A 24,821-nucleotide genomic window follows, 5' to 3' on the forward strand; every position below is an offset into this window, starting at 1 on the left:
TGCTCGGCCGCCTCGGCTTCCAGCGCGGCGGGCGCCCGCCGCGCCAGTTGCCACACGCCCAGTGCCGTGCCGCCCAGCGCCTGGCCCGCGAGCACGACCAGGCCGAAGGCCGTGCTGAACCAGCCCGGCACCAGCGACATCAGCAGGTCCACCGAGGCCAGCGTGCCGGTGAGCGCATACAGCGCCAGCGCCGCCGCCGCGCGGCCCTTGCTCGCCAGCGAGGCCGGGCGCGTGAGCCACCACCACAGTGCGCCGTACACGGCCAGCCGCAGGGCGACGAACGCCGGCTGCAGCCAGAAAGTGGGGAAGGCCGGCCGCGCCAGCGCCTGCGCCCAGCCCTGCGGATCGGCCGCCCAGGGGTAGAGCTGGCGCAGCCCCAGCGCGAGCGGCAACAGCAGCAGCAGCGCCCATGGCAGCCGCGACGCCGCCGCCAGCGCCGCCGGCCGCAGCGCCTGGCCCCAGGCGCCGCCGACGAGGCGATGCAGCCACAGGTTCGCCACGCCGCCCAGCATCAGCCCCATGACGTACCACCAGGCCGCCAGCCAGCAGGCCCAGAACAGCCGCGCATCCAGCGCCGCGCCGGGCAGCGCCAGCGCGATGGCCAGCCCACCCGCCACGCGGCGGCGCGTCAGCAGGCGGCCGGCGGTGGTGCTCATCGCCCGGTGCCCCCGTTGGCCGCGGATGAAGCCGCCCCCGGCGGCGGCAGCGCGCGCAGCGAGGCCTGCAGCGCCGGCGGCAGCGCGGCGATGGGCGCGTGCTGGCTGAGCTGCAGCGCGCGGATGTAGGCGACGATGGCCCAGCGCTCGTCCGGCGCCACGCGGTCGGCGTAGGGCACCATGACCCCGTAGCCGTTGGTGATCACGTCGTAGAAGTGCCGGTCCGGCGCCTGGCGCAGCCGCTGCTGGTGGTAGCTGGGCGGGGCCGGGAAGCCGCGGCGCACGATGGGCCCGTCGCCGTCGCCCAGCGGGCTGTGGCAGGGCAGACAGTAGATGGTGTAGCGCTCCTGGCCGCGGCGCAGCAGTTCGGCCGTGACGGGCGGCAAGGCCGTGGCGGCCTGCGCGGCCTGCAACTGTGCCGGCACCTCGTCGCCGCGGCGGCCGCTGCTGGTGGCGGCGAGGTCGCCCATGGCGTGCGCCACGCTGCCCGGTGGCGGCGGCCGCGAGGCCTTGCCGTCGGCGAACAGCGAGCTGGGCTCGCCCGGGTCCAGGCGCGGCTGGTCGTACATGTTGCGCACCAGCCGCTCGCAGCCCGCCAGCAGCGGCAGGCTGCACAGCAGCAGCGGCCAGGCGCGCCTCACCGGAACACCTCCGAGCGCCGCAGCGGCCCTTGCCCGTCCAGCCAGGCCGCGCCGCGCTGCGCGTCGAAGGCCGGGTCGTCGGCGCGCAGGCACAGGAAGAAGCGGTTGCGCGTGGCCAGCTCGAAGTCCGGCGCGGAAAACACCGGGTGCGCCAGGTCAGGCAGCCGGTTGCCGATGATGACCATGGCGAAGGCCGTGAGCGCCCCGCCCAGCACCGTGAGCTCGAAGGCCACCGGCACGAACATCGGCCAGCTGTGCAGCGGCCGCCCGCCGATGTTCACGGGGTAGTCCACCACCGCCGAGTACCACTGCATGAAGTAGCCCAGGGCGCCGCCCAGCAGCGCGCCGATGAGCGTCGCCAGGGCGATGCGGTTGCGCGCGAAACCCACCGCCTGCGCCAGCCCTTCGACGTGAAAGGGCGCGTAGGCTTCCACGTGCACGTAGCCGGCCTGGCGCGCGGCCCGCGTGGCGCGCAGCAGCTCCTGCGCGGTGCGGAACTCGGCCAGCAGCCCCCACGGCCGGCGCGTGTCGGAAGCGTCTGCCCCGGCCGGTGGCGGCACCGCATCGGCGGCGGGTGCCGCCTCGGCTTTGGGTGGCGCGTCAGTGGCTGGACCTTCCTCCGCGCTCTCCTTCACCAGCAGCCGCATCTCCGAGATGGAGATGGCCGGCAGCACGCGGATGAAGACCAGGAACAGCCAGGCGAAGGCGCTGATCGAGCCCAGCAGGAACACCCAGTCCCACAGCGTCGGGACGAACACGCCCCAGGAGGAAGGCAAGAAATCGTGGTGCAGGCTTTGCACGACGATGGTCACGCGCTCCATCCACATGCCCAGGTTGATCACCAGGCTGAGCAGGAACAGCGCCAGCGCGCTGCGGCGCACGCGGCGCCACCACAGCAGCTGCGGCACCACCACGTTGCAGGCGAGCATGCTCCAGTACACCGGCGCGTAGGCGCCGCTCCAGCGGTCCTGCGTCATGGCGATCTCGTAGGTGTCGCCGCTGTAGAAGGCCATGAAGGTTTCGCACAGGTAGCCGTAGGCCACCAGCGCGCCGGTGGCCAGCAGCACCTTGGCGGCATGGTCCAGGTGCACGTCGGTGATGAAGTCGTGCAGCTGGAAGGCGCGGCGCAGCGGGATGGCCAGCGTGAGCACCATCGCGAAGCCGGAGAAGAGGGCGCCGGCCACGAAGTAGGGCGGAAAGATGGTCGAGTGGTAGCCCGGCGTGTTGCCTATGGCGAAGTCCAGCGACACCACCGAGTGCACCGAGACCACCAGCGGCGTCGCCAGCCCGGCGATCAGCAGGTAGGCCGAGGCGTGCCGCGCCCAGTGCCGCGCCTCGCCGCGCCAGCCCAGCGCGAAAAGGCCATAGGCCACGCGCTTGAAGCGCGTGCCGGCGCGGTCGCGCAGCGTCGCCAGGTCTGGAATCAGCCCCAGGTACCAGAACAGGAACGACACGATGATGTAGGTGCCGATGGCGAAGAAGTCCCACACCAGCGGGCTGCGCCATTGCGGCCACAGGTTCATCTTGTCCGGGTAGGGCGCCAGCCAGTAGAAGAACCAGGGCCGCCCCAGGTGCAGCACCGGGAACAGCCCCGCCATGGCCGCGGCGAACAGCGTCATGGCCTCGGCGAAGCGGTTGATGGAGGTGCGCCAGCGCTGGCGCAGCAGCAGCAGCACCGCGGAGATGAAGGTGCCGGCGTGGCCTATGCCGATCCACCACACGCAGTTGGCGATGGCAAAGCCCCAGGCCACCGGGATGTTGATGCCCCAAAGGCCCACGCCGGTGACGAACAGGTAGGCCATCGAGCCCAGCAGCACCAGCGTGCCGGCCAGCGTGATGGCGAAGCCCGCCAGCCATGGCCCGCGCAGCGGGCGCGTGAGCACGAGGTCGGCAATCTTGTCGCTGATGCTGGCGTAGCCCCAGCCGGCGCGCAGCACGCCGATGTCGCGCGACAGCGGCGGCGCGGACGGGTCGGAGCGAGGCTGCATGAGGCGTCAGTCCATGGCGTCCGGCGGCTGCACCACGCGCGCCAGGTAGGTCGTGCGCGGCTGCGTGCCCAGCTCGCCCAGCAGCGCGTAGTGGCGCGGCAAGGTTTTCAAGCGCACCACGTCGCTGGCCGGGTCGTTCAGGTCGCCGAAATGGATGGAGCGCGTTGGGCACGCCGCCTGGCAGGCGGTGACGACGTCGCCGTCCCGGATGGGCTCGCCCGTGGCCTCGGCACGGTGGCGCGCACGGCTGATGCGCTGCAGGCAGTAGCTGCACTTCTCCATCACGCCGCGCTGGCGCACGGTGACGTCGGGGTTGCGCTGCGCCTGCAGCGTTTCGGTGGTGGCGTCGGTGAACTGCAGGAAGTTGAAGCGCCGCACCTTGTACGGGCAGTTGTTGGAGCAAAAGCGCGTGCCGATGCAGCGGTTGTAGACCTGCACGTTGACGCCCTCGCTGTCGTGCACCGTGGCGCCCACCGGGCACACCAGCTCGCACGGCGCCTTCTCGCAGTGCATGCACGGCAGCGGCTGGAAGGCGGTGTCGCGGCCGCGCGTGCCGGCGTCGTCGTAGCGGTCCACGCGTATCCAGTGCATCTCGCGCCCGCGCGCCACTTCCTCCTTGCCCACCACCGGGATGTTGTTCTCGGCTTGGCAGGCGATGGTGCAGGCGTTGCAGCCTATGCAGGCGTCCAGGTCGATGACCATGGCCCAGGCGTGCTGCAGGTAGCTCACCTCCGGGTACAGGCTGGGCAGGCGCTCGTGGGCCGGTAGCCGCTCGCCCGGGCGCACGCTGCGCAGGATGTCGCGCCCGGCCTGGCCGAGGTCGTGCTGGGTCACGGCGAACTCGTGGCGCTGGCCCAGCGGCTGCAGGTTCAGCGCCAATGGCCCGCCCTGCACCGGCCGCAGGACGTAGGCGTCGAAGCCCACGCCGCTGCCGACCCGCCCGGCCTGCGGCCGTCCGTAGCCCAGCGGCAGCGTCGCCACCTCGTCGGCCTGGTGCTCGCTCGCCCACACTGGCGCGTCCAGGCTGCGCCCGCCCGCTTCGATGCGCACCAGGTCCCCGGTGGCCAGCTTCAGCCGTGCCGCGGTGCGCGGGCTCAGCAGCAGGGCGTTGTCCCAGGTGAGCTTGCTGAAGGGCCGCGGCAGCTCCTGCAGCCAGCCCAGGTTGGTGAAGCGCCCGTCGTGCACGGCGGGATCGGGCGCGAACACCCCGACCAGCCCTGCGGCCGGCGCCGCTGGCGCACGCTCGGGCAGCCGCGCGCCCGGCGCGGCCACTGGCGCGAAGGCGCTGTCCGCCACCACGCCGCGGCGCAGGGCCTCGCGCCAGAAGTTTTCGAACGCCGCGGCGTCGCCGCCCCCGCGCCACTGCCGGCGCACCAGCGCCTGGCCCTGCCGCTCCTCGTCGCCCGCCAGCAGTGCCAGCAGCTCGATGGCCGAGCGGCTGTCGTACAGCGGCACGATCGCCGGCTGCAGCAGCGTCGCGCTGCCGTCGTGGGCGAGCGCGTCGCCCCAGGATTCGTAGCCATGCGACAGCGGCAGGTGCCAGTGGCAGCGCGCGGCCGTCTCGTCGGCGTACAGCCCCGCATGCACGCTCAGCCGCGCGCGCCCCAGTGCCTCTCCCATGCCCAGCTCGCCCGGCGCGTCGTAGGCCGGGTTGCTGTCCAGCACCACCAGCGTGTCCACCGCGCCGGCGTGCAGCACCTGTGCCAGCTCGGCCAGGGTGCCGGCTTGCGCCGCCGCGTCGGGCGGCTCGATGAGGTCCAGCGTGTGGCCCAGGGCCCCAAGCCGCTGGTTCAGCGCCATCGCCAGTGCGTGCGCATCGGCCGACAGGTTGCCGCCCACCACCACCAGCGCGTCCGGCCCGGCCTCCTGCAGCGCGCACAGCACGCGCACCTCGAAGGCCGCCTCGGCGCCACTCGCGGGCGGCGCTGCCGGCAGCTCGGCCCACCAGTGGCGGGCCAGGCGCCACAGCAGCGCCTCGATGCGCTGCGGCGGCAGCGCCAGTCGCTCGTCGGCCCGCGCGCCAAAGAGCCCCGGCGACACCTCGGCCGCGAACAGATGCGACAGCCGGCCGCCGGCACGCCCCTGCTCACGCGCTGCCGACCAGTCCATCGCATGCCGCACCGCGCCGGGGCCGTCGCTGAAGGGGTCCGCCGCCAGCGCCAGCACGCAGCGCGCGCGTTGCAGGTGCAGCAGCGGTGCCAGCTCCCGGCCGAAGGCCGCGCGCAGGCCGTCCCGTGCCGCTGCCTCGCGCACGGGGTCGTGCACGTGCCAGCGCGCCTGCGGGAAGCGGCGCAGCAGCCGGTCGATCAGCGCACGCTGCGTGGGCGAGGTCAGCGGCCCCGTCAGCAGGTGCAGCCCCCGGCCCTGGTCCGCTTCCAGCGTGGCGGCGCGCTGCTGCCAGGCCGTGTCGAAAGCCGACCAGCTCGAAGCGGCCTGCGGTGCCTTGCTGGCCGCGACGCCGCCCAGCGCCTGGCGCACGGTGGCGGAACGGTCCGGGTCCCAGAGCTGCAGCACCGAGGCCTGCGCGAACGCGTCCGTGGCGCCCAGGCTGGAAGGGTGCAGCGGGTTGCCTTCGATCTTGATCGGCCGCCCCTCCACGGTGCCGATGAGCACGCCCTGCGCGTAACCATCGCGCACGAAGGCGCTGGCGTAGTGGATGGGCGTGCCCACCGCCTGCGCCTCGGGCATGTGGACGAAAGGATAGATGCGGGCGTTGGGTGGCGCGCTGCAGGCGCCGTTGGCCAGCGCCACCGAGGCCGCCAGCAGCGACAGCGCCTGGCGCCGGTTCACCCCCGGTCGCTCACGGAACACGTGCACGGGTGACGGTGGATCGGAAGGAGGAGGCATCGTGCGCACCATGGGCGGCTGTCAGGCCGATGCCGCGAGGCAATCGTCATGCCCCTGTGCGGTGCAAGGAGCGTGGAAACATTTGCACCAAACAATCACCGGTGACAGGTAGAACAGTCCGTCAGGCGCCGCGTGTCAGGCAGTTGCATCAGGCGCTCCAGGCGTTGCAGCTCCTGCGGCGCCGGCGGGGCGGCGGCCTGCATGGAGAACACCTGCTCCTTCGGGTGCAGGTGCGGCCCCGGGTTGCGATGGCACCCGAGGCACCACTGCATCTGCAGCGGCGCGACGCGCCAGGTCAGCGGCATCTGGTCCACGCGGCCGTGGCACTCGACGCAGGCCACGCCCTTGTTCACGTGCACGCTGTGGTCGAAGAAGACGAAGTCGGGCAGCTGGTGCACGCGCTGCCAGGCGATGGGCCGGCCGCTGGCAGCGCTCTCGCGCAGGGGCTGCAGCACGCCCTGGTCGGTGTAGAGCTGCGAATGGCAGCTCAGGCAGATGCCGCTGGAAGGCAGCCCGGCGAAGGCGCTGCGCTCCACCGTGGTGTGGCAGTAGCGGCAGTCCAGACCGTCGTCGCCCACATGGTGCTTGTGGCTGAACGGGATCGGCTGGGCCACCGGCTCGCCCACGGGCTGGTAGGAGTGGTCGCGCCACACCATCAGCCCGAAGGCCACGGCCAGCAGTGCGCCCAACGCCAGGAAGGCGAGCTTCACGCCCAACTCGGCACGGCGGCGGAACACGGGGTCCATGGGCAGCGGGGGTGGTCACGGGTGTCCGGCGTTGCGGCAATCGGCATGCGCTGGCGGTGTCGTGCAGCCGCGCCGTGCGGCATGCGCCTTGCCGCCGCGCCCGCGATCGAAACCTTGCCGTGTCGCCGCTGCCCAAGCGTCCTCACGCCGTGCCCACGATGAGCCAACCCCCGATCGCCGACTACGCACTCGTTGGCAACACCTTCACTGCCGCGCTGGTCAGCCGCGACGGCTCGATCGACTGGTGCTGCCTGCCGCACTTCGACAGCCCGGCGGTGTTCTGCCGGCTGCTCGATGAACGCATTGGCGGGTGCTTCCGCCTCGGTCCGGCGACCGCCGGCCGCTGCGAGCGGCGCTACCTCGACGGCAGCGCCGTGCTGGTCACGCGCTGGGAGACGGCCGACGGCGTTGCGCAGTTGACGGACTTCATGCCCGCGCCGGACCTGCTCCCGCACGACCTGCCGCCCTACGGCGACGGGCACGCCTACTTCAGCGTGCTGCGCCGCGTGGAGGGGCTGCAGGGCCGCGTGGCGCTGGAGCTGGTGTTCAAGCCGACCTTCGACTTCGCGCGCCAGGCCGCGCGGCTGGCACTGGTGCCGGGCGGGTGCCGGGCCGACGCGGGCCAGGAGTCGCTGCACCTGGCGCTGGCGCCGGAGGTGCCGCTGCAGGTGAGGGACGGCGCGGTGTGCGGCCGGCTCGATGTCCCGGCCGGCGCCACCGTCTGGGTGGTGATGTCGCACGGCCGGGCCGGGATGGCCGGGCAGGGCCCCAAGGCCTGGGAACAGTCGCTGCAGGACACGCTGGGGCAGTGGGCCGCCTGGGACGCCCTCAACCGCTACGCCGGACCTTACGCCGGTGCCGTGACGCTGAGCGCACGCGTGCTCAAGCTGCTGACCTTTGCGCCCGGGGGCAGCATCGTCGCCGCGCCCACGACCTCGCTGCCCGAGGCATCGGGCGGCACGCGCAACTGGGACTACCGCTTCTGCTGGTTGCGCGATGCCTCGCTGATGCTGGGCGCGCTGATGTCCGTGGGCCACGAGTACGCGGCCGACCGCTTCTTCCAGTGGCTCACGCGGCTGTGGGAGCCCGATCGGCGCATCCAGATCATGTACCGGCTCGATGGCGCCGAGCGCTTGCCGGAGGCGGTGCTGGAGCACTTGGCGGGCTACCGCAGTGCGCGGCCGGTACGCATCGGCAACGGCGCCGCGAATCAGGTGCAGCTCGACATCTACGGGCACCTGCTCGACGCGGCCCACGTGTATCTGGAAAACCGGGGGGCACAGGTGCGGCCGGCGCTGGCGCGGGTGTTGGCGCACCTGGCCAACGAGGCCGCGCGGCGCTGGCGCCAGCCGGACCAGGGCATCTGGGAGACGCGCAGCGCGCCGGCCCACCATGTGTCGTCCAAGCTGATGTGCTGGGTGGCGCTGGACCGCGCGCTGCGCCTGACGGCCGCGGGCCGGATCGTGGGTGACACGGCCTGGTGGCGGCGCGAGCGCGATGCCGTGGCGCGCGTGCTGCACGAGGACGGCTTCAATGCGGCCGTCGGCGCCTACACCCAGGTGCTGGGCGGTCGGTCGCTGGACGCCAGCGTGCTGATGATGCCCATCGTGGGCTTCATGCCGGCCAGCGACGCGCGCATGCGCTCCACCGTGCAGCGCATCAGCGAGCAGCTGATGCACCGCGGGCTGGTGTGGCGCTACCGCAGCGATGACGGACTGGAGGGCGACGAGGGTGCGTTTGTCATCTGCAGCTTCTGGCTGGTGGAGAACCTGGCGCTGCAGGGCAGCGTGGTGGAGGCCCGCGCGCTGTTCGAGCATGTCCTGTCCTTCGCCAACGACCTTGGGCTGCTGTCGGAGGAAATCGACCCTGGCAGCGGGCAGCTGCTGGGTAACTACCCGCAGGGCTACACGCACCTGGCGCTGATCCGCTCGGCGCTGGCCATCGGCCGGGCGGAGGCAGGTGTTCGTGCAGCGGCGTGTCCCAGCGCGGCCCCGCCCAAGGCTTGAGTGGTATTGTCCGAATGTATATTTATCCTTTTCGATGCATGACAGGAGGACCGGAACCATGTTGACCACTCCATGCCGCTGGCGCCTGTGCGTAGCCGCGCCGAGCTTGGCGCTGGCCTCCGTGGTGGCCGTCCAGGCAGCGCCGGTGTCGCAGGCGCAGCCGCCCAGGACGGCGGTCGAACAGCGCTCGCCGTCCTGGGCGGCATTGACGCCCGGGCAGCGCACGGCACTGGCACCGCTGCAGGTGGACTGGGACACGCTCGACGCCATGCGGCAGAGCAAGTGGCTGGAGATCGCCCGGCGCTGGCCCGCGCTTTCGACAGACGAACAGCAGCGGCTGCAGCGGCGCATGGCTCGCTGGGTGCGCCTGACGGCCGAAGAGCGCAGCCGTGCTCGCTTGCAATTCCAAAAGATCCGCCGTATCGACGTGCAGCAGCGGCGTACCGCTTGGGAGGCTTACCAGGCGCTGTCGCCTGAAGAGCGGCAGCAGTGGGCCGTTCAAGGCAAACCGTCGTCCGGATCGAGGCTGGCTGCGGACGCGAACGCGCCTGCGGGAGAACTGAGATCAGTGGGGCCAGCGCTGGTGCAGGCTGTGCCCGGCGTCAGCACTGTGAGCGTCAATCAACTGTCCTCGACACTTCCCCTGCAGCGGCGCACTCGTGAGTCGGACAAGGTGTCCATCGCGGCCCATGTGGACCGCAACACGCTGCTGCCCAGACACGATGCACCAGTTGGCGATGAGGCCCACTTTTCCACCTCAAAATGACTGCTGGACGCGCCATCGCGGTCACAAAATATTTGTACACCGTACAAAACATGGCCATTTTTGATTTTGGTCCGGCCATGAAAGCCTGCGCTCGAAACCGGCGGGCCAGCCACTCCGTCCGATTCTTAGATTCCACGTTCTGTGCCAACACAGACAGGCATCCAACGAAGAAATGTGCTTTCCGGCGTGACGGTATGCAGACGTGGCTGTTGAGTCGCCGCAATAAGAAAGCAGGGATAAGTTTTATGCCCAAAAGGAATGGGAAATCAACGGGGCGTGCAGTCGTCGCATTGGCACTGCTGGTTTACGCCGCAGCCGGTATCGTCTCGGCCTATTTGCCAGACAGCCAGATGCACTGGCTGGTCGCGATTGCTGGCACTGCCTTGGTGATAGCTGCTGCAGTAAGCATACTGGCTCAGCTTGGCAACAGCTTTAGATAAAAAGGAGAGTTGGCAGTGTTTGCTGGCTATCTGTGACCGCTGACACTTTCACCTTGCCTTCGCGCAGCGTCCATTGCGGTCGGCTCGCACAAGCCGGACACGCCAGTGTCCGCGCTATGGCAACGACGTCGGCATCGACGTCACGTGCAAGCCAGGCAAAGGAGTGCGCCGGCCAGCATCTGACCACGGCAGCTATGGCGGGCGACGCCCCTGTGGCTGATGTCGCACATGGCGCCGTGGCACCGCAATTGCCCTGGGGCCACGTACTGGCGCGCTTCACGGCTAGTGACATTGCCTATGCTTGGCGCGCTGGGCGGGCGCACCAATTGCCGTGCGTGGCCCGCTGGTGTCGCAGTTGGCCGGCATCTATATCAGGGAGCCTCGAAAGCCGTGCACATCGTCGGAATCGGCACTGCGACGCCTTCGAACCGCTACACGAAGTCGGAGTGCCTGGCCGCATTCCGGAACTCGGACTGGTTCGATCGCCTTGACGCCCGCGCCCACTTTGTCGCCACCACGGTGCTGCAGCGCGACAACGGTATCGACGCGCGGCATCTGGCCGTCGATGCCCTCGACGAGGTCTTTGCCATCGATCCGGACATGCTGGCGAGCCGCTTCCTGCGCCACGCACCGCAATTGGCCGCACAGGCGGCCCAGCGTGCGCTGGCCCACGCCGGGCTGGAGCCTGCGCAGATCGATGCCGTAGTGGTCAGTACGTGCACAGGCTACCTGTGCCCAGGACTCTCTGGCCATGTGGTCGAGCGCATCGGCCTGCGCCGCGACGTGCGGGCCTTCGATCTCGTTGGCCAGGGGTGCGCCGCGGCGCTGCCCAACCTGATGCTGGGCGAGGCCCTGCTGTCCTCGCCAGGCTGCGAGCACGTGTTGTCCGTCTGTACCGAGGTCTGCAGTGCGGCGATGTACCTGGACAACGATCCCGGCGTGCTGATCAGTGCCTGCCTGTTCGGCGACGGCGCCGGTGCGGCGGTGCTGTCGCGGCGCGCGTCGCCGCACGGACGGTGCATCGCGTGGCGGGCTGGCGCGTCGCTGATGGAGCCGGCTCAGCGAAGCGCGCTGATGTTCGAGCAACGCGGCGGCATGCTGCGCAACATCCTGACGCGTGCCGTGCCGGCCCTCGCGGCCGACTACGCACAGCGCGTGCTGCACAAGGTGCTTGAGCCACGCGGGTTGCACACAGGGAGCATCGGCACATGGGTCATGCATGCCGGCGGGCGCGACGTGCTGCAGGCGCTGGAGCAACGGCTCGAGCTGCAGCTTGGCGACCTGCGCTACAGCGCCGCGATGCTGCGCGAATACGGCAACCTGTCGAGCGCCTTCGTCTACTTCGTGCTTGAGGCGGCCTTGGCCGACGCAGCTGCTCCAGGCTGGTGGTGGTTGTCGTCGTTCGGCGCGGGGTTCAGTTGCCACGGTGCGCTGCTGGAGGTGGACTGACGATGCGCCGGGTGGTTGCTGTGGAAACACTCGACCATTTGCCGGCCCACGATCCTGCGGCAGTGCGTTCGCGCCGTGACCTGATGTGGGTGCACCGGATGATGCGAACGCGTTCGATCGTGCGTTCAGCTTGGCAGGCCCTGGTGTCGCCGCAACGCGCCCGCGAGCCGCTGCGCATTCTGGAACTGGGCGCGGGCGACGGCAGCCTGTTGCTCGGTGTTGCGCGCTCGCTGGCGCCGCGATGGCCGCAGGTTCGGCTGACGCTGCTGGATCGCCAGGACATCGTCAGCCCGGCGACGCTGGAAGGCTATGCGGCGCTGGGGTGGACGGCGCAGGTGCTGGCGACCGACGCGCTCGCATGGGCCGACACGCGTGACGTGGGCACGCAGGGCGGCGTCGCGCAGCGCTGGGACCTGATCAGCACCGCCTTGTTCCTGCACCACTTCGAGGTCGATGCCTTGGAGCTATTGCTCGCAGCGATTGCTACGAGTTGCGACCGCTTCTTCGCCTTCGAGCCGGATCGCGCGTGGCTGGCGCTCACGGGCAGCCACCTCGTGGGCCTGCTGGGCGCGAACGCGGTGACGCGTGAGGATGCGGTGCTGAGCGTGCATGCAGGCTTCCGGGACCAAGAGCTCTCCGGGCACTGGCCGCACGACGCCACCGGCTGGCAGTTGCACGAAGCACGTGCGGGGCTCTTCAGCCATTGCTTCAGCGCCTGGCGCACCGAGGAGGCTCGATGAGCGAGGGCCCGCTGACTGCCTTCGATGCCGTCGTCGTCGGTGCCGGCCCGGCCGGTTCAGCCGCGGCCCTCCAACTCGCCCGCGCGGGATGGTCCGTGGCCCTGGTCGAACGGCAACACTTCCCGCGCCGCAAGGTGTGTGGCGAGTGCGTCGCCGCCAGCAACCTGCCATTGCTGCATGCCCTGGGCATCGGCGCCGCATTCGACGCGGCAGCAGGCCCTGCGCTGCAGCGGGTGAGGCTGCTGGCCGGTGACGAGGCCATCGCAGCCGCCTTGCCGGCGGCGGCACACAACCGGCATCGGTGGGGCCGCGCCCTGGGTCGCGAGACGCTGGATGTGATACTGCTGGAGCAGGCGCGCGCAGAGGGCGTCGCCGTGCTCCAGCCGTGCATTCTGCAGACCATCCAGGGCACACCGGGCCGCTGGCACTGCGACGTTCGCCCGCTCGGCTCTGCGGCGTTGCTGCGGCTTCGCTCGGCACTCGTGATCGACGCCCATGGCTCTTGGGATGCGCTGCCTTTCGAACGCCCACGGCGTCGCCTTGGGCACAACGCCTCGGACCTGTTCGCCTTCAAGGCCAACTTCACCGGATCGTCACTGCTCGCGGGCGACATTGCCGTGCTGACCCTGGACGGCGGCTACGGCGGCATGGTTGTGGCCGACGCTGGCATGGTGACCGTCGCCTGCTGCATCCGGCGCGACCGCCTGGCGCGCTTGCGCAGCGAGGCGCCCGGCGCTCGCGCAGGCGATGTCGTTGAGGCTTTCCTGCGTCGCGCGTGCGCCGGCGTGCGCCAAGCGCTGGACGGCGCAGCGCGCGAGGGCCCGTGGCTTACGTCCGGCCCGCTGGCCACCGGGATGCGGATCGATGCAACGGACGACATTTTCCGCATCGGCAACGCCGCCGGCGAAGCGCACCCGATCCTGGGCGAAGGCTTGAGCATGGCGCTTCAGTCGGCCGCGCTGCTGTGCTCGCACTTGCTGGGCCGAACGTGCACGGTGCCCGATGCCGCAGCGCAGGCCGGGATGCAGCGCCGCTACGCGGCCGCGTGGCGCAAGGCCTTCGCGCCACGCCTGCGGCTGGCGGCCGTCTTCGCGCATCTCGCCATGCGCCCCGGCGGCACGGCGCTGCTGATGGCGCTGTTGCATCACTGGCCAGGCTTGCTGACCCAGGGCGCGCGCTGGGGCGGGAAAGTCCGCCTCGCCGCGCCACTCGCCTCGCCCGCAGCACCGCGCGCCTCGGGCCGCGCCTCGGCGGGTGCCGCATCGCGTACCCCTTGAACCCTGAAGACAGGAGCCGACCATGTCCACGACCTTCGAACGCTTGAGCGCCATCCTGGCCAGGGACTACAAGCTGACACCTGAACAGCTCTCCCTCGACGCGCCGCTGGAGGGGCTGGGCATCGACTCGCTGGGCACCATGGAATTGCTCTGGACCGTCGAGGAAACCTTTGGAATCACCATGCCGCCCGATCCGGTCGCTCTGCTCACGCTCGGTGACGTCGTTCGCTACATCGACGACCTGGTCGCGGCGCAGGCGGCCCAGGCCGCGGATGCGGTCCCCGGGCCGGCATCGGCGCCCACCTTGGGCACACCATGAGACGCGTGGCCGTCAGCGCGGCGGGTGTCTACTCGTCGCTGGGCAACAGCGTCGCCGAGGTATGGTGCCGGGCCCGCGCGGGCCGCTCCGGCGTGCACCGGTTGGACATCCCGTTCGCGAGCCGGTTGAGCTCCCCGATTGCCGCGACAGTGCGCCTCGACGCCGCAGACGTTGTCGGCATCGATCCGCTCCAGGCGCGCATGCTCGATCGCTTCAGCCTGCTGGCGGTCCTGGCGGCGAAGCAGGCGGTGGCCGCGTCGCAGGGCGCACTCGCCGGCGTAGCCGCCGAGCGCTGTGGGGTGTTCCTGGGTACCGGCATGGGCGGCACGCTTTCGATGGACGACGGCTACCAGACGCTCTATGGCGAACGTTCTGATCGCATCAAGCCCTTCACCGTGCTGTTGGGCATGCACAACGCTGCTGCGGCCTGGATTGGCATCGAATTCGGACTGCAGGGCCCGAGCATGACCTATTCGACCGCGTGCTCGTCGTCCGCCGTGGCGATCGGCGAGGCGTGGCTGCGGGTGGCCAGCGGCCAACTCGACGTCGTGATCACAGGCGGCTCGGAGGCACCGCTATCCCTGGGTTCGCTCAAGGCTTGGGAGGCGCTGCACACCGTGGCCAAGCCGCAGCCTGACGATCCTTCGACGTCGTGCCGGCCGTTCTCAAAAGACCGCAGCGGCCTGGTGCTCGGTGAGGGCGCCGCGATGCTGGTGATCGAACCTTGGGAACGGGCGATGGCCCGCGGCGCCGACGTGCTGGGCGAGATCCTGGGCTACGGCCATACCAACGACGCGAGCCACATCACGCGGCCCGGCGCCGCGGGTCAGGCGGCCGCCATGCGCGCAGCGATGTCGGCGGCCGGGATCGACCCCTGCGAGGTGCACGCCATCAACGCCCATGGCACCGCAACCCAGGCCAACGACCAGACGGAAACGCAGGCCATCCGCGCGGTGTTCGGCAAACGCGCCGAACGCATCCCGGTCAGTGCTACCAAGGCCATGCACGGCCACCTGCTGGGAGCTGCAGGCGCCCTTGAATGCCTGCTCGCGCTGCTGGCAATGCGGCACGCGACCGCGCTGCCGACGATGCACCTGTGCCAGGTAGACCCGGATTGCGACCTCGACTACGTGCCCAACGTGGCACGTGAAGACGTCGCTGCAGGCGTGATGCTGTCCAACTCGTTCGCCTTCGGCGGATCCAACGCCGTGCTCGTATTGGGCGCCGCGAAGTGACAGTAGCTAACAGCTTTGAGCGCTTGAGCTTCAGGCGCTCAATACTCCCTGTCTCGGGTTCTACCCAATGCAGTTGGAACACATTCTTTGCGATGTCAACAGCAATGACGGTAAGCTCAACGGTGAATCCTCCGCTTCAGTGGCTGAATTGCATCTCCACTCTGGCACAGCGATGCCGTTACCGGAGGATTCGCCACTCAATGGCAGGATCCCCGCTACAGATCACGTTGCCGGGAGGGTGCACCCATACCATCTGAATAATGGGTGCTTGTGAAAGTCGCATGAAGGTGACCTATTCAGCATTCGGGGCACCGATAAAATGGCAGCGAGTTCAATGCTGGAGTTGACATAAAAGCCGTTGAAACGCCGGCAGTTTTCAGATTGCCCGTCTTGAATAACGCCAGCATTTGTGTCATGCGTCATAGCCCCCGATTTTCCGGGCTTGGGCAATTATCTGGATCACCATTTGCGCGTTGGCTTTTTCGCATATACAATAAATAGATGAACAAACGACTGACATGGGACGAAGCCAAGCGCCGATCCAACCTGCTCAAGCATGGTCTGGACTTCGCGAACGCCGTCGCCGTGCTCGACTCCCGCTACCGAGCTCGACGTCCTGACGCAGCGCCATGGCGAAACCCGGGTGCAGTCGTTCTCTTACGTGATGGGTCGGCTGTCCGTGCTGACGGTCGTTCATGTGGAGCGCAGCGAGGAGCTGCGCATCATCAGCTTCCGGCCCGCCAGCCGGGAAGAGTCGGAGGTCTACTATGAGTGGCTCTCGGAAGAAGACTGAGCGCGAAGCCATCCTCGAAGCGATGAAGTCGCCGCCGCCCGAGGGCTACTACGTCTGGGATGGGGTGGACGAGGACGAGCGCCCGGCTTCATCGGAAGAACTGCAAGCGGCCTTGGCTGCCGCGCGCCGCAGGCGAGGGCGCCCTGCGGGCTCCAACAAGACCCAGATCGCCCTGCGCGTGGACGACGATGTCCTGGAGGCTTTCAAGGCCAGCGGGCCAGGCTGGCAGACGCGCATGAACGAGGCGCTGCGCGACTGGCTTAAAACGCATCCAAGCGGCGAGTCCGGGGCGAGCTGAAACCGTGCGTTGCTTCATGCGCTGGGGGCGATACGAGCAACGACACGCGAACCTCCGAGTTCATGGTGACGCCGGTCTGCCAAGGTGGTGGCCCCTAAAATCCGCCCGGTGAGGCTCGGCAGCCCTGAACCACTCAAATGGCAACTGCGGCAGTTTTCTGCGGTGCCGAGCCTCGCCTCCGGCACAGAAAGAGCCACCTTTCCAAAGATGGACGGACTTTCGGTGCCAATCGGTACGCTGGCCCCAAGGTCGGATGCTCCACCGGTGAGGCCAACCACCTGCAGCAATTCATGATGCGCATGGACACGCCTGACACGTGGTCTGCCTGGGCACTGTATTTTTACCTTCAGCTTTGTGCGCTTATCGGTTGGCAAAATCCAGCCGGTCTACCAGTCGGGTATGCAGAATGAGGCACCGTCCCGTAGGCAGCGTCCAATGCGAGGCAGGATTGAGGGCAGGAGGTGCGGGATCCTTTTCCTTCCGTTGCGGCTACGTCGGGCAACCGCTTGCAGCCGGGCGGGGGACCAAGGAAAATGCGATACATGTATCGCGCTCAAGGGGGGGCCATGCCTCTGTCCATTCGCTTGCCCGAAGACGTTGAAGCCCGGCTGAGCCGGCTGGCTGCAAAAACCGGGCGTACCAAGACCTTCTACGTCACCGAGGCTGTGCGCGAGCACATCGATGACCTGGAAGACCTGTATTTGGCCGAGCAGCGGCTGAGCGCCAGCCGTGCCGGTGAGTCCGAAACCTTGACCCTGGAAGAGGTGGAGCGGCGTCTTGGCCTGGCGGATTGATTTCGACGAAGAGGCTGTCAGGGAACTGGCCAAGCTGGACAGGCAGGTTGCCCGGCGCATCACTGCATTCCTGCGCGAGCGTGTAGCGACGCTGGAAGATCCGCGCAGCATCGGCGAAGCCCTCAAGGGATCCAGGCTGGGCGAGTTCTGGAAATACCGCGTGGGGGACTACCGGATCATCGCCAGCATCGAGGACGGCGCCCTGCGCATCCTGGTCGTGAGGGTCGGCAACCGGCGCAACGTGTACCGGTAGAACTGCTATTCACGGGCGCGGTGCACCTGGAGGATCTCGGCCACCTCAGCCATGGCAGCCCGGGTTTCGGCGTTGGGCCTGAGCTCACAGGCCCCTGACGGCTAAAACAAAATCGATGGTGGAGCAGCTTTGGTGAGTCGCGCGTCGTACGGCAACACTTGGTGGGGCGAGCAGTGGCTGCAGGCGCTGGCGCAGATCGATTACGACAACAGGCTGCCGCGTGGCCGCGCCTATGCCAATCGCGGCGCGGTGCGCGACTTGAAGGTCCACGCGGGCCACATCCGGGCTCACGTGCAGGGCTCGCGCCCGAGGCCCTACGTGGTGGACATCCATGTGCCGCAGGTGGGCAACGGCGATGCCGACCAGCTGGCCCAGCGGTTGAGCACCGACCCAGGCCTGATCGCACGGCTGCTCAATCGCGAGCTGGATCCCGCTGTGCTGAAGGAGGCCTCGGCCTTGGGCATCCAGGTCTTTCCACGGCGCTGGAAAGATCTGCAGATGGAGTGCTCCTGTCCGGACTGGGCCGTGCCGTGCAAGCACTTGGCGGCGGTGATCTACCTGCTCAGCCGCGAGATCGACGCCGACCCCTACCTGGTGTTCAAGCTGCGCGGCATCGACCTGCCAACGCTGCTGGGTCAGCACAGCGCGGGCGTCGATGCCGAGGCCGAGCGCGCGCTGCCTACCGGTGCACTGACGCTATTCCAGGATGACCCCGAGTCAGCGATACCTGAGCTGGTCCATGACCCGGACGCGCTGGCTCGCATCGACTTCACGGCCGTGCCCGAGCTGTGCGAGCCGCTGTGGCAGTTGCTGCCGGCGCAGCCGGTGTTCCACCACGGCAGCGACTTCCGCGAGCTGGCGCACAAGACGGTAGCCCGTATCGCGCGCGAGGCACAGCGCCAGCTTGATGCAGCCGCCGCGGCCCTGGACGCTGACAGCGAGACCGCACCGTTGCCCGAAGGGCAGCTGCGCCTGAGGGTGGACGCCCAGGCCACGCTGGAGGTCGCGGGCGCGACCCTGGAGGGCCGGGAGCTGAACACGCTGTCCGGGCTGCTGGCGGCGCTGGCGTGCGTGCGGGCTGAGGACCTGCCGGATCTGGGGGCGGACTTCGCCGCCATGCACACCCTGCACCTGCTGGCGCTGCACCTCATTTCCCGTGGTGCCGTGGTGCCCCAGGTCTTCACCGTGGACGCCAGGACGCTGGGGCTGCACTGGTGCGCGGCGGAGCTTGACGCAACCGTGCGCGGCCTGGTGGCACAGGCTGCGGCCGGGCTGCCGCCAGGGCTGGCGCAGCACCGGGTGAGTCGCAGCTGGGTGCCGCTGGCCGCGCGGGCGCAGGCGCGCGTGCTGCTGTGTGCGCTTATTGACCTGTACCTGCGCCTGCTGGCCGCGGACACGGCCCCGGCCGGGAAGCACGTTGACGGCAAGGCGTGGAGCCTGTTCTTCGGCCCGGGCCAGGTGCGCGTCGACGGCCCGGGCGAGAGCGCGCTGGCCGGCAGCATCCACGCCTGGCTGGCTCGGCTGCACCTGGCGCGCCGGCGTTACATGCCGGTGCTGCGCCTGGACGAGGCCGTGCGCGCGGAAGGGTTCAGGCTGGCACTGGCCGTGGCCGACGAGCACTCGACGCTGGAGGCGCCGGTGCCGCTGGCCGACGTCATCGCACAGCCCGTGTTCCCCCATCGCATGAGCGTGCTCAGGACCGTGGCGATGCTGGCCGAGTTCCATCCGCCACTGCACGACTACGTGCGCAAGGGCGCCAAGCGGGCCCTCCCCGTGACACCCGAGGAGTTGCCGGCGCTGCTGTCGGTGACGCTGCCGGCGTTGCGCCTCATGGGCATTCGCACGGTGTTGCCGCGCGCGCTGGATCGGCTGCTGCGGCCCCGGCTGTCGATGCAGATCAAGGCTGCCGCCGGTGCCAGTGCCGGCGCTGGCCTGTTGAACACGAACTCGGTCCTGTCATTCGACTGGAAGGTGGCCATTGGCGATGAGCTGGTCAGCGCCGCCGAGTTCAAGCGCCTGCTCGGCAAGGCCAGCGGCGTCGTGAAGTTCCGCGGCCAGTACGTGATGCTCGACCCAGCCGAGGTCGAGTCGCTGCACGCCCGCCTGGCTCGACCCCAGCAGACCGATGGCGCCACGCTGCTGCGCGCTGCGCTGGCCGGCGAGATTGACGGCGCCCCGGTCGGCCTGAACAAAGCGGCAGAAAAGCTCATCGAGCAACTGCAGCGCGAGGCCGATGTGCCGCTGCCCGCGGGGCTGCAAGCCACGCTGCGGCCCTACCAGCAGCGCGGCTACGCCTGGCTGTGGCGCAACGCCCGCCTGGGCCTGGGCAGCGTGATCGCCGACGACATGGGTTTAGGCAAGACGCTGCAGGTGCTGGCGCTGCTGCTGCGGCTCAAGCAGGACGGCGCGCTGCGGGAGGGCCGGGCGCTGGTGATCGTGCCCACCAGCCTGCTGACCAACTGGCTCAAGGAGGCGGCGCGCTTCACGCCGGACCTGAGCGTGGCCGTCTTCCACGGCGCCAAGCGCGAGCTGGCGCAGCAGCGGCCCGACGTGCTGCTGACGACCTACGGCGTGGCGCGCACCGAGGCGGCGGCGCTCAAGGCGCTGTCCTGGCGCATCGTGGTCATCGACGAGGCGCAGAACATCAAGAATCCCGGCGCCGCGCAGGCCAAGGCCGTCAAGGCCATCGCCGCGCAGAGCCACATCGCCATGAGCGGCACGCCGGTGGAGAACCGGCTGCTGGAGTACTGGTCGATCATGGACTTCGCCCAGCGCGGCTACCTGGGCGGCCCCACGCACTTTGCGCGTGAGTACGCCACGCCCATCCAGACACATCGCGACGCCGCGGCGGCCCAGCGGCTGCGCCGGGTGATGGCGCCGTTCCTGCTGCGCCGGCTCAAGTCCGACAAGTCCATCATCAGCGATCTGCCCGACAAGGTGGAGCAGGACCAGTTCTGCACGCTGTCCAAGGCCCAGGCCGCGCTGTACGAGAGCGTGGTGCGCGAGGGGATGGCGGCCATCGCCGGGCAGTCCGACACCTTCGAGCGCCAGGGCCTGGTGCTGCAGCTGATCCTGGCGCTCAAGCAGGTGTGCAACCACCCGGCGCACTACCTCAAGCAGGGTGCGGCCGACCCGGCGGCCTCGGGCAAGGCCGAGCGGCTGCTGGACCTACTCGACGAGATCGGTGCGGCACGCGAGAAGGCGCTGGTGTTCACGCAGTTCCGGGAAATGGGCGAGCTGCTCGCGCGCATGCTGCAGGAGCGCCATGGACGGGAGCCTCTGTTCCTGCATGGCAGCGTCTCCCGCGCCGGGCGCGACCGCATGGTGGAGCGCTTCCAGGAGGAGCCCGGGCAGCGGGTGTTCCTGCTCTCGCTCAAGGCGGGCGGCACGGGGTTGAACCTCACGGCGGCCAGTCACGTGGTGCATTTCGACCTGTGGTGGAACCCGGCGGTAGAGGCGCAGGCCACCGACCGGGCCTACCGCATCGGCCAGCAGCGCAAGGTGCAGGTGCACCGCTTCATCACGCGCGGCACCTTCGAGGAGCGCATCAACGAGATGATCCGCGCCAAGCGGGAGCTGGCCGAGATGACGGTGGGCACCGGCGAAACCTGGATCGGCCAGCTGCCCACAGCGGAACTCAAGGCACTGTTCAGGCTGCAGTGAGCATCAAGGCCCTCCCAGTGACTCCATGAGGTGCCGCGCTCAGCAAGGGCAAAGCCCAACAGGACAGCGTGAGCACCGAGCGATGCCGTGCCGAGATCATGCAGGGAATCCCTATTGCCTGAGCAGTGGACGGCACCGGCCGCCCTGCAACGCGCCCGAGCGGCGCCAGGGCGTTGCCGGGTAGGCAGGATTTGATTTCCGGTCAGCACAAAGCAACCACTCATGACACAGCCCGACCTCACACCCGGCGACGCTGACAGGCCCTTGCCGTGGAATGCGCAGGCCAAGTACCAGACGCTCTTCGAGTCGATCGACGAGGGGTTTTGCGTGGTCGAGGTACTGTTCGATGATGACGCCCGCCCGGCGGACTACCGTTTCCTGGAGGTGAATCCGAGCTTCGAGCGGCAGACCGGGCTGATCAACGCGGTCGGGCAACACATGCGCGACCTGGCCCCCGACCATGAGGAGCACTGGTTCGAGCTCTACGGTGAGGTCGCACGCAGCGGTCGCCCGATCCGCTTCGAGCGGCAGGCCGAGGCACTGGGGCGCTGGTATGACGTGTATGCCTTTCGCGTGGGCGAGCCGGCGCAGCACCTCGTGGCGATCCTCTTCCATGACGTGTCCGAGCGCAAGCGCATCGAGAGGCAGCTCCAGGAGGCTGACCGCCGCAAGGACGAGTTCCTCGCAATCCTGGCGCATGAGCTGCGCAATCCGCTCGCGCCACTGCGCAACGGGCTGGAGATTCTGAAGGTCGCCAAGGGCGACGCCGCGATGGTCGAGCGCATGCGCCTGATCATGGAGCGCCAGGTGGACCACATGGTGGCGCTGGTCGATGACCTGATGGATGTGAGCCGCATCAGCCGCGGGTTGGTGTCGATGCAGCGGCGTCGCCTCGATCTGGCGTCCATCGTGCGCCACGCCATCGAGGCGGCCGAGCCGACGCTGCGGCAGCGTGAGCACGAGCTTGTCGTGCACCTGCCTGCCGACGAGGTGCATGTCGATGCCGATGCCGCGCGCATGGCACAGGCATTGGCCAACCTGCTGGTGAATGCCGCCAAGTACACGGACCCTGGCGGCCGGGTGTCGCTGTCGGTGAAGAAGGACGAACGCGAGGCCGTCATCTGCGTGTCGGACAACGGCATCGGCATCGAGGCCGAGATGCTGGAGCGCGTGTTCGAGCTGTTCACCCAGGCCGAGCCCGGACGCCGATTGGCACAAGGCGGCCTGGGCATCGGCCTGGCCCTCGTGAAGCACATCGTCTCCATGCACGACGGCAGCGTGCAGGCGCACAGCGCCGGCTTGGGCAATGGCAGTGAGCTCACCGTGCGGCTGCCCTTGGCTGCGAAAACGCCAGACGAGGCCGCGGCGCAGACGCTCCAAGAGGTGGAGCCCACCCTCAGACGCCGGGTTCTCGTGGCCGACGACAACAGCGACGTCGCGCAAAGCATGGGCACGCTGTTGCAACTCCTGGGCCACGAGGTGCACGTCGTGTACGGCGGCGAGCAGGCCGTCGAAGCGGTGCAGCAGATGAGCCCGGAAATCGTGCTGCTGGACCTAGGCATGCCCAGGATGGACGGCATCGCCGCAGCGCAACGCATCCGCGCATTGCCCAGTGCCTCGTCCGTGACGCTGGTGGCCGTCACGGGCTGGGGGCAGGAGGGCGACCGCTGCGCCACCCGGGCGGCGGGATTCGACCACCATCTGGTCAAGCCGATCAGGCTGGAGGCCTTGCGCCAGATCATGGACGGCTTGTCCGGGGGCACGCGACCGCCGTGAGCACCGCACATCCCGGATCCCGGGACGTCCAGCCGCCGGCATGGCATTGCGCGGCCCTGCCCAGCCCTGCGGTCACCATCCATCCGGCTTCAGTCTGGTCGCCTGTGCAGCAGCAATGGCGCCGTGCTGCTCGAAGGGCGCGTGGCTGCTGAATTCACAGCCCGCGGGCCCTTCGCTGAGCACATCGAGCGCTCCTGCGTGCAGCTCGACGATCTGCTTGGCAGAGCACTGCCAAAGGCGCCCGCCTCTGGAAAACGTCTCACCTCAGCGAGCGCGCGCCGCTTCGGTCGGCGCCAGTCTTGGCGGTGTTGCCTTTGGTGGCGCGGGTTTTGGAAGCGCTGCCGTCGGCGGTGCTGGCGCTCCCCGCGGGCTTGCGTTGGCTGCGCAGCCGCGCGATCAGGAACGTGGCCGCCCGCAGCACGTGCTGGCGCGCCAGGCGCTCGGCGGCGTCGGCATTGCCTTCAGTGACGGCGCACAGCAATGCCTCGTGCTGGTCCCAGATGTCGCGCGGCTTTTCATCGCGCAGCAAGACCTCGCCCATCACGCGCTGCGTGCAAGTCCATTGCGACTGCATCGCCGGCGCGGCGTGCCAACGCTGGTTGGCGGCATCGCAGGCCACCAGCGACTGCAGGCTGGGCATTCAGGCCAAGCCCGACCGGGGGGCGAAAGGTACCGCCTTGGACGATACCAGCCCGTCGCGAAGCGCCGCTCGGTTGGGCAGCGCGCCTTGATGGCCACCGGCATGTTCTCGGCGGGTTTCGGTCGTGGATGCTGGGCATCGAGCGCTTTGGCGGCATCGCGGGCGCCTTCCTGGTGGCCGAGCTGCAGCGCTGGCAGCTGAGCTTTGCGGAAGTCTTCGCCATGGTGGCCATTCCTGGTGTGACCGCCACCGCGACGCTGCTGGTCAAGCAGTTTGCGCATCCCGAGCAGGCGGCCGACAAGACCCGTACCCGCGACGGTGCAGCGCTGGGTCACTGAATTCCGTCCTGATTGCGGACAGCGGCGTGGCGTTTGGATGACCTGGAAAGGCATAGGCTGCCGGTCATTCAACCTGAGCGTCGATGAGCGCCCTGGGTGATCGGTTACTGCAAAGGCGTCTGCGCCTGACGCCTCGACCTCGTGACAGTGGCGCTACCACAGGCTCCGATATCCAACATTCGGCAGAATGCCGTGTATGAGCGAAAGAGTCCTTCGGTTCGCAGTACGGGTCGTCCTTGTCGATGCAACCGACGCCGTGCTTCTGCTGAGCACGCGCGACGCGAGCAATCCGGCCTTCGGTACGTCATGGGAACTGCCTGGCGGCGGTATCGTCGCAGGCGAGTCGTTGTCGGAGGCAGCCGTGCGCGAGATCCGCGAAGAAACCGGGATCCTGCTCTCGGCGCCTGACCTGGGGCGATCGCTGTGGCATCGGGACGTTCGCTACACCTATCGAGGTGAGCGGCGTTTGCAGCGCGAAGCGATCTGCGTCGCGCGCATCAGCGGGGCCGGTCCAGCGATCGATGGCTCGGGACGCGAGGCGGTCGAGCAGGCGGATCACCAGCAGTTCCGGTGGTGGCCCGTCGCCGAGCTTCGCACGTCCGCCGCGCGCTTCTACCCTCGAAGCTTGCCGAAACACATCGATGCCCTGCTCACCGGCGGCGTCATCAACGAGCCAGACGAGGAATGGGACGAGTAGCCAATGGCGGCTGACTTCAACTACACGGTCATGATGCTGTGGGGCGCTGATCAGTCCCAGGTTTCTCAATACGGATCGGCATGAATTTAGTTATTGAGCCGGCACTAATGAACTTGAATCAGGCGGCATAGCGAACCGGCTCGTGCTCGAAGTAGCTGCGGATGCGCTCGGGCTGGCGTTGCACGCTACGCAGGTGCTGTGAGGTGGCCTTGACGAGTTGCAGCTTCGTGCGCGCCGGAGCCAGCTTCGTGACGGCCTGCTTCAGGTCCGCATTGGCCATCTCGTCGGGATTGAGCTCGGGGCTGTAGCTGGGCAGGTAGAACACCTCGATGGCATCACGGTGCTTGGCCAGCCATGCCTTGACGAGCTTGGCGTGGTGCACCCGCAAGTTGTCCAGGATGAGGAAGATCTTCTTGGGAGCGCCCTTGATGAGCCGGCGCAGGAAGTCGATGAGGATGG

Annotated in this window: 22 protein-coding genes and 1 pseudogene; 16 read left to right on the forward strand and 7 right to left on the reverse strand. The window is 68.9% G+C overall.

Translation table 11 applies throughout. The features are described 5' to 3' along the window. From ALA01S_RS23765 to ALA01S_RS23785, 5 genes and pseudogenes are all read right to left on the reverse strand, one after another. Window positions 1–656 (reverse strand): annotated as a pseudogene (locus tag ALA01S_RS23765) (hypothetical protein); the annotation flags it as partial. Next, entirely contained in the window at window positions 653–1,297 is a 645-nt protein-coding gene (locus tag ALA01S_RS23770; protein WP_066341721.1) for a c-type cytochrome, read from the reverse strand. The gene ALA01S_RS23770 and the pseudogene ALA01S_RS23765, both read right to left, overlap by 4 nt. Beyond that, window positions 1,294–3,285, reverse strand: a complete 1,992-nt coding sequence (locus ALA01S_RS23775) for a quinol:electron acceptor oxidoreductase subunit ActD (RefSeq protein WP_084267867.1) — start codon at window positions 3,283–3,285, stop codon at window positions 1,294–1,296. Before ALA01S_RS23775 ends, ALA01S_RS23770 begins: the two co-directional genes overlap by 4 nt. A gap of 6 nt (window positions 3,286–3,291) precedes the next feature. Continuing rightward, window positions 3,292–6,132 carry a 4Fe-4S dicluster domain-containing protein gene (locus tag ALA01S_RS23780; protein ID WP_218011518.1) on the reverse strand — a complete coding sequence of 947 codons (2,841 nt, stop codon included), beginning with the start codon at window positions 6,130–6,132 and terminating at the stop codon, window positions 3,292–3,294. Window positions 6,133–6,227: 95 nt separating this feature from the next. Beyond that, complete coding sequence (locus ALA01S_RS23785) at window positions 6,228–6,878, reverse strand: cytochrome c3 family protein (protein ID WP_066341724.1); 651 nt, start codon at window positions 6,876–6,878, stop codon at window positions 6,228–6,230. A 158-nt stretch (window positions 6,879–7,036) separates the two neighbouring features. On the opposite strand from ALA01S_RS23785, the gene ALA01S_RS23790 reads away from it, so the two are divergent. From ALA01S_RS23790 to ALA01S_RS23850, 14 genes are all read left to right on the forward strand, one after another. Continuing rightward, entirely contained in the window at window positions 7,037–8,884 is a 1,848-nt protein-coding gene (locus ALA01S_RS23790; RefSeq protein ID WP_157119232.1) for a glycoside hydrolase family 15 protein, read from the forward strand. Window positions 8,885–8,990: 106 nt separating this feature from the next. Then, window positions 8,991–9,650: a DUF3106 domain-containing protein gene (locus tag ALA01S_RS23795; RefSeq protein WP_169805990.1), complete on the forward strand. Its 660-nt coding sequence runs from the start codon at window positions 8,991–8,993 to the stop codon at window positions 9,648–9,650. Continuing rightward, a complete protein-coding gene (locus ALA01S_RS33430; RefSeq protein ID WP_157119233.1) occupies window positions 9,647–10,090 on the forward strand; it encodes a hypothetical protein in 444 nt (147 codons plus the stop codon). The genes ALA01S_RS23795 and ALA01S_RS33430 overlap by 4 nt, the downstream gene beginning before the upstream one ends. A 390-nt stretch (window positions 10,091–10,480) precedes the next feature. Next, window positions 10,481–11,539, forward strand: coding sequence for a 3-oxoacyl-[acyl-carrier-protein] synthase III C-terminal domain-containing protein (locus ALA01S_RS23800; protein ID WP_066341728.1), 1,059 nt, complete (start codon window positions 10,481–10,483; stop codon window positions 11,537–11,539). Window positions 11,540–11,541: 2 nt separating this feature from the next. Further along, on the forward strand, window positions 11,542–12,279 hold the full coding sequence (locus ALA01S_RS23805; RefSeq protein WP_066341733.1) for a class I SAM-dependent methyltransferase: 738 nt from the start codon (window positions 11,542–11,544) through the stop codon (window positions 12,277–12,279). Further along, on the forward strand, window positions 12,276–13,556 hold the full coding sequence (locus ALA01S_RS23810; protein ID WP_066341734.1) for an NAD(P)/FAD-dependent oxidoreductase: 1,281 nt from the start codon (window positions 12,276–12,278) through the stop codon (window positions 13,554–13,556). The genes ALA01S_RS23805 and ALA01S_RS23810 overlap by 4 nt, the downstream gene beginning before the upstream one ends. A gap of 22 nt (window positions 13,557–13,578) precedes the next feature. Further along, on the forward strand, window positions 13,579–13,875 hold the full coding sequence (locus ALA01S_RS23815) for a phosphopantetheine-binding protein (protein ID WP_066341735.1): 297 nt from the start codon (window positions 13,579–13,581) through the stop codon (window positions 13,873–13,875). Then, window positions 13,872–15,110 (forward strand): beta-ketoacyl-[acyl-carrier-protein] synthase family protein, encoded by a 1,239-nt coding sequence (locus tag ALA01S_RS23820; RefSeq protein ID WP_066341737.1) that lies wholly within the window; start codon window positions 13,872–13,874, stop codon window positions 15,108–15,110. The genes ALA01S_RS23815 and ALA01S_RS23820 overlap by 4 nt, the downstream gene beginning before the upstream one ends. A gap of 556 nt (window positions 15,111–15,666) precedes the next feature. Continuing rightward, window positions 15,667–15,903 (forward strand): BrnT family toxin, encoded by a 237-nt coding sequence (locus tag ALA01S_RS23825; RefSeq protein WP_238455924.1) that lies wholly within the window; start codon window positions 15,667–15,669, stop codon window positions 15,901–15,903. Then, a complete protein-coding gene (locus tag ALA01S_RS23830; protein ID WP_066341739.1) occupies window positions 15,878–16,201 on the forward strand; it encodes a BrnA antitoxin family protein in 324 nt (107 codons plus the stop codon). Before ALA01S_RS23825 ends, ALA01S_RS23830 begins: the two co-directional genes overlap by 26 nt. Before the next feature lie 566 nt (window positions 16,202–16,767). Continuing rightward, on the forward strand, window positions 16,768–16,995 hold the full coding sequence (gene relB / locus ALA01S_RS23835; protein WP_066341741.1) for a type II toxin-antitoxin system RelB family antitoxin: 228 nt from the start codon (window positions 16,768–16,770) through the stop codon (window positions 16,993–16,995). Further along, window positions 16,979–17,248, forward strand: a complete 270-nt coding sequence (locus ALA01S_RS23840) for a type II toxin-antitoxin system RelE family toxin (RefSeq protein WP_066341743.1) — start codon at window positions 16,979–16,981, stop codon at window positions 17,246–17,248. The genes relB and ALA01S_RS23840 overlap by 17 nt, the downstream gene beginning before the upstream one ends. A 132-nt stretch (window positions 17,249–17,380) precedes the next feature. Continuing rightward, the gene (locus tag ALA01S_RS23845) at window positions 17,381–20,911 is read left to right on the forward strand and encodes an SNF2-related protein (protein ID WP_066341760.1); all 3,531 of its coding nucleotides are present in this window, start codon (window positions 17,381–17,383) and stop codon (window positions 20,909–20,911) included. A gap of 222 nt (window positions 20,912–21,133) precedes the next feature. Further along, window positions 21,134–22,687 (forward strand): hybrid sensor histidine kinase/response regulator, encoded by a 1,554-nt coding sequence (locus ALA01S_RS23850; RefSeq protein WP_084267869.1) that lies wholly within the window; start codon window positions 21,134–21,136, stop codon window positions 22,685–22,687. Window positions 22,688–22,946: 259 nt separating this feature from the next. Here the strand turns inward: ALA01S_RS23850 and ALA01S_RS23855 are convergent, their stop codons facing one another. Then, complete coding sequence (locus tag ALA01S_RS23855; RefSeq protein ID WP_066341752.1) at window positions 22,947–23,327, reverse strand: FCD domain-containing protein; 381 nt, start codon at window positions 23,325–23,327, stop codon at window positions 22,947–22,949. 128 nt (window positions 23,328–23,455) lie between these two features. On the opposite strand from ALA01S_RS23855, the gene ALA01S_RS23860 reads away from it, so the two are divergent. Then, entirely contained in the window at window positions 23,456–23,665 is a 210-nt protein-coding gene (locus ALA01S_RS23860) for a hypothetical protein (protein ID WP_066341753.1), read from the forward strand. 196 nt (window positions 23,666–23,861) lie between these two features. After that, window positions 23,862–24,362: an NUDIX hydrolase gene (locus tag ALA01S_RS23865; protein ID WP_066341755.1), complete on the forward strand. Its 501-nt coding sequence runs from the start codon at window positions 23,862–23,864 to the stop codon at window positions 24,360–24,362. Between the two features lie 118 nt (window positions 24,363–24,480). Here the strand turns inward: ALA01S_RS23865 and ALA01S_RS23870 are convergent. Next, window positions 24,481–24,821, reverse strand: a 341-nt coding sequence (locus tag ALA01S_RS23870) for a transposase (RefSeq protein WP_174548654.1), incomplete at its 5' end; no start/stop codon positions are given.

It is taken from the genome of Azohydromonas lata NBRC 102462 (assembly GCF_001571085.1).
In the GTDB taxonomy this organism is placed as follows: Bacteria; Pseudomonadota; Gammaproteobacteria; order Burkholderiales; family Burkholderiaceae_C; genus Azohydromonas; species Azohydromonas lata.

Bases quoted from the DNA above. Each gene is read 5' to 3' on its own strand.
- ALA01S_RS23830 (WP_066341739.1), top strand. From the start codon at position 15,878: ATGAGTGGCTCTCGGAAGAAGACTGAGCGCGAAGCCATCCTCGAAGCG.
- ALA01S_RS23865 (WP_066341755.1), top strand. From the start codon at position 23,862: ATGAGCGAAAGAGTCCTTCGGTTCGCAGTACGGGTCGTCCTTGTCGAT.
- ALA01S_RS23805 (WP_066341733.1), top strand. From the start codon at position 11,542: ATGCGCCGGGTGGTTGCTGTGGAAACACTCGACCATTTGCCGGCCCAC.
- ALA01S_RS23810 (WP_066341734.1), top strand. From the start codon at position 12,276: ATGAGCGAGGGCCCGCTGACTGCCTTCGATGCCGTCGTCGTCGGTGCC.
- ALA01S_RS23850 (WP_084267869.1), top strand. From the start codon at position 21,134: ATGACACAGCCCGACCTCACACCCGGCGACGCTGACAGGCCCTTGCCG.
- ALA01S_RS23780 (WP_218011518.1), bottom strand. From the start codon at position 6,132: ATGCCTCCTCCTTCCGATCCACCGTCACCCGTGCACGTGTTCCGTGAG.
- ALA01S_RS23820 (WP_066341737.1), top strand. From the start codon at position 13,872: ATGAGACGCGTGGCCGTCAGCGCGGCGGGTGTCTACTCGTCGCTGGGC.
- ALA01S_RS23785 (WP_066341724.1), bottom strand. From the start codon at position 6,878: ATGGACCCCGTGTTCCGCCGCCGTGCCGAGTTGGGCGTGAAGCTCGCC.
- ALA01S_RS23790 (WP_157119232.1), top strand. From the start codon at position 7,037: ATGAGCCAACCCCCGATCGCCGACTACGCACTCGTTGGCAACACCTTC.
- ALA01S_RS23815 (WP_066341735.1), top strand. From the start codon at position 13,579: ATGTCCACGACCTTCGAACGCTTGAGCGCCATCCTGGCCAGGGACTAC.
- relB (WP_066341741.1), top strand. From the start codon at position 16,768: ATGCCTCTGTCCATTCGCTTGCCCGAAGACGTTGAAGCCCGGCTGAGC.
- ALA01S_RS23860 (WP_066341753.1), top strand. From the start codon at position 23,456: ATGCTGGGCATCGAGCGCTTTGGCGGCATCGCGGGCGCCTTCCTGGTG.
- ALA01S_RS33430 (WP_157119233.1), top strand. From the start codon at position 9,647: ATGACTGCTGGACGCGCCATCGCGGTCACAAAATATTTGTACACCGTA.
- ALA01S_RS23855 (WP_066341752.1), bottom strand. From the start codon at position 23,327: ATGCCCAGCCTGCAGTCGCTGGTGGCCTGCGATGCCGCCAACCAGCGT.
- ALA01S_RS23775 (WP_084267867.1), bottom strand. From the start codon at position 3,285: ATGCAGCCTCGCTCCGACCCGTCCGCGCCGCCGCTGTCGCGCGACATC.
- ALA01S_RS23825 (WP_238455924.1), top strand. From the start codon at position 15,667: ATGGTCTGGACTTCGCGAACGCCGTCGCCGTGCTCGACTCCCGCTACC.